Below are 2,577 nucleotides of genomic sequence, written 5' to 3' on the forward strand. Positions count from 1 at the left end.
GTGATGATCGTGCGGCCCTGCGCCGCCAGCTGGAAGCCGAGCGGCGTCGCCTGCAGCGGCCGGCGGCCCTTGAGGAACAGCGGCTCACCCACCCGCGCCTCCAGCATGGCCAGTGATCGGCTGACCGCCGGCTGGGTCAAGCCCAGCATGGCGGCTCCTTCCGACACGCCGCCGGCATCCAGCACCGCGGCGAGCTGCATGAGGTGGCGCTCGTTCAGCTTCATAGCAAAACGCTATACAAGGGACGTCACATCTCATCAAGCATCGCGTCGGGCCGTGCTATCCCGCTTGGCAAGGGGAAGGGAGGCCCCGGCGGAATGCACGGCCAGCACGACCCGAAGCGGGATGAGTCCCCCAAGGCGATATCGACGCAGGCCGAGGAATTCTCGCGGCGCCTGACGGCAATGGGCCAGTCCCGCCTGGCGGCGGCGGCGCAGGCAGCCGTGGATGGTTTGCACGCGCTGATCGTGGAGTTGCGGCCCTCCGGCGAGGAATTCCGCCAGGCGATCGATTTTCTGACCGAGGTTGGCCACTACGCCGATGCGCGGCGCCAGGAATGGGTGCTGTTCGCCGACGTCCTGGGCGTGTCTTCGCTGATCGAGGATCAGAACAGCCCGCGCCCCGCCGGAGCGACACCAAACACCCTGGCCGGGCCCTTCTACCGGGCCGACGTGCCGGAGATGCCACCCGGCGCGAACATCTCGCGCGATCACAAGGGCGAGCCGCTGGAGGTCGCGGGCCGCATCGTCGCGCTCGACGGCGCGGGGGTCGGCGATGCGACGGTCGAGATCTGGCAGGCCAATGCCGAGGGTCTCTACGAGAACCAGGAACCCGACCGCCAGCCGGAATTCAATCTGCGCGGACGCTTCCGTACCGATCCGCAGGGACGGTTCCGCTTCACGACGGTGAAGCCGAAGGGCTACACGCTGCCGTCGGACGGACCGGTCGGTCAATTGATGTCAGCGCTGGGCCTTGGCCTCGAGCGGCCGGCCCATATCCATTTTCGCGTCTCGGCGGAGGGCTTCGAGACGCTGACGACCCACATCTTCGACCGGTCGGACCCTGCGATCGGCCGGGATGCCATCTTCGGGGTCAAACCCGAACTCATGGCCGAGTTCCGCGCGCTGCCGCCCAATGGAGGAAAACGCAAGCACGCGCTCGACCTCAACCTCGTGCTCTGCCCGCAGCGGCGGAGCGATACCGAAACCTCTGGGAGGAGATGACCGATGGCACGTATCAGCGGCTACCACCATTTGACGCTCTCGACCGACAGCGCTCAGGAAGATTTTGATTTCTATACCAAGGCGCTCGGCCTGCATTCGGTGAAGCGCACCGTCTTGTTCGACGGCGTCATCCCGGTCTACCACCTCTATTACGGCTCGCCCAATGGCGATGCGTCGACGATCATCACCACCTTCCCGTTCCGCAAGCCGGGCGTCTATGGCCGCCGCGGGTCCAATCAGTCGCGCACCATCATGCAGTCGATCCCCAGGGGCGCCGCGGATTTCTGGGTCGACCGGTTGAATGCGCGCGGCATCGAGGCCATCAAGATCACCCGTTTTGGCGCCGACCGTGCGGCTTTCGCACATCCCTGCGGCATCCCGCATGAGCTGGTGGAAAGCGACAGGGATCCCCGCGCGCCCATCACCAACGAGGCGCAGGGCATCGGCAAGGCCCACGGCATCAAGGGAATCTACGGCGCCGTGGTGGCGGTGATGGACCGCACCGCCATGGACGACTTCCTGACCATCGCATTGCCGATGGAGAAAGAGGCCGACGACCACGAGGGGCTCGTGTTCCGCGTGCCGGATGCGGCCGGCGTCGCACAGCGCGTGGAGGTCATTGTCGACCGCGACAGCCCGCAGGGCACCTGGACTCTGGCGGGAGGCACGATCCACCACCTCGCCCTCAACACCGGCGACGAAGAGAACCAGTTGAAGCTGCGCGCTCATATCGAGGGCCTCGGCTTCACGGACATATCGGAGCAGAAGGACCGCAACTACTTCAAGTCCTGTTATGTCCGCTCGCCCGGCGGCGCGCTGTTCGAAATTGCCTGGACCACGCCGGAAGGCTGGGCCAAGGACGAGCCTCCGGGCCAGATCGGCAAGACGCTGGTCTTCCCGCCTTGGTTCAAGGACCGCGAGAGCGAATTGCAGGCCGGCCTGGAACAGGCGGATTTCGCGTGAGTTCAGGCAGCGGTCCGCTCCGGCTTGGGCCAAGAGGCCCGGAGGCTAAGGCGATTTGCGTCTTCGTCCACGGCCGCGGCCAATCGCCCGAAGAGATGCAGTCCCATGTGCTGTCGCGGCTTTCCGCGTCGGCCGTGGCCTTCATCCTGCCGCGCGCGCCGCACGGCATGTGGTGGGAGGCGCGTGCCGTCGACCCGTTGACGTCGGTCGCCCGCGCGCAGCTCTCTGACGCGCTCGACCACCTTGCGGCCGCAATGGTTGCGGCGCGTGCCGAACTGCCCGGACTGCCGCTGCTTCTCGCGGGCTTCTCGCAAGGGGCGTGTCTCTCGATCGAATATCTCTGTGCGGGGCTGCCGCCGCCGGACGCTTTGGCGGCCTTCACGGGCTGCCG

Annotated in this window: 3 protein-coding genes and 1 pseudogene; 3 read left to right on the forward strand and 1 reads right to left on the reverse strand. The window is 66.7% G+C overall.

The features are described from left to right. On the reverse strand, positions 1–224 hold a 224-nt coding region (locus EN994_RS26510; protein WP_164746212.1), incomplete at its 3' end, for a LysR family transcriptional regulator. A 93-nt stretch (positions 225–317) separates the two neighbouring features. On the opposite strand from EN994_RS26510, the gene EN994_RS26515 reads away from it, so the two are divergent. The 3 genes and pseudogenes from EN994_RS26515 to EN994_RS26525 all read left to right on the forward strand — a co-directional run. Continuing rightward, a complete protein-coding gene (locus EN994_RS26515; RefSeq protein WP_063167498.1) occupies positions 318–1,223 on the forward strand; it encodes a dioxygenase in 906 nt (301 codons plus the stop codon). Positions 1,224–1,226: 3 nt separating this feature from the next. Then, entirely contained in the window at positions 1,227–2,186 is a 960-nt protein-coding gene (locus EN994_RS26520) for a VOC family protein (RefSeq protein ID WP_013533099.1), read from the forward strand. Beyond that, positions 2,183–2,577, forward strand: a pseudogene (locus tag EN994_RS26525) (phospholipase); the annotation flags it as partial. The gene EN994_RS26520 and the pseudogene EN994_RS26525, both read left to right, overlap by 4 nt.

The organism is Mesorhizobium sp. M7A.F.Ca.CA.002.09.1.1, assembly GCF_003998555.1.
GTDB classification, from domain to species: domain Bacteria; phylum Pseudomonadota; class Alphaproteobacteria; order Rhizobiales; family Rhizobiaceae; genus Mesorhizobium; species Mesorhizobium ciceri.

Coding starts and splice junctions, on each gene's coding strand:
- EN994_RS26515 (WP_063167498.1), top strand. CDS start 318: ATGCACGGCCAGCACGACCCGAAGCGGGATGAGTCCCCCAAGGCGATA.
- EN994_RS26520 (WP_013533099.1), top strand. CDS start 1,227: ATGGCACGTATCAGCGGCTACCACCATTTGACGCTCTCGACCGACAGC.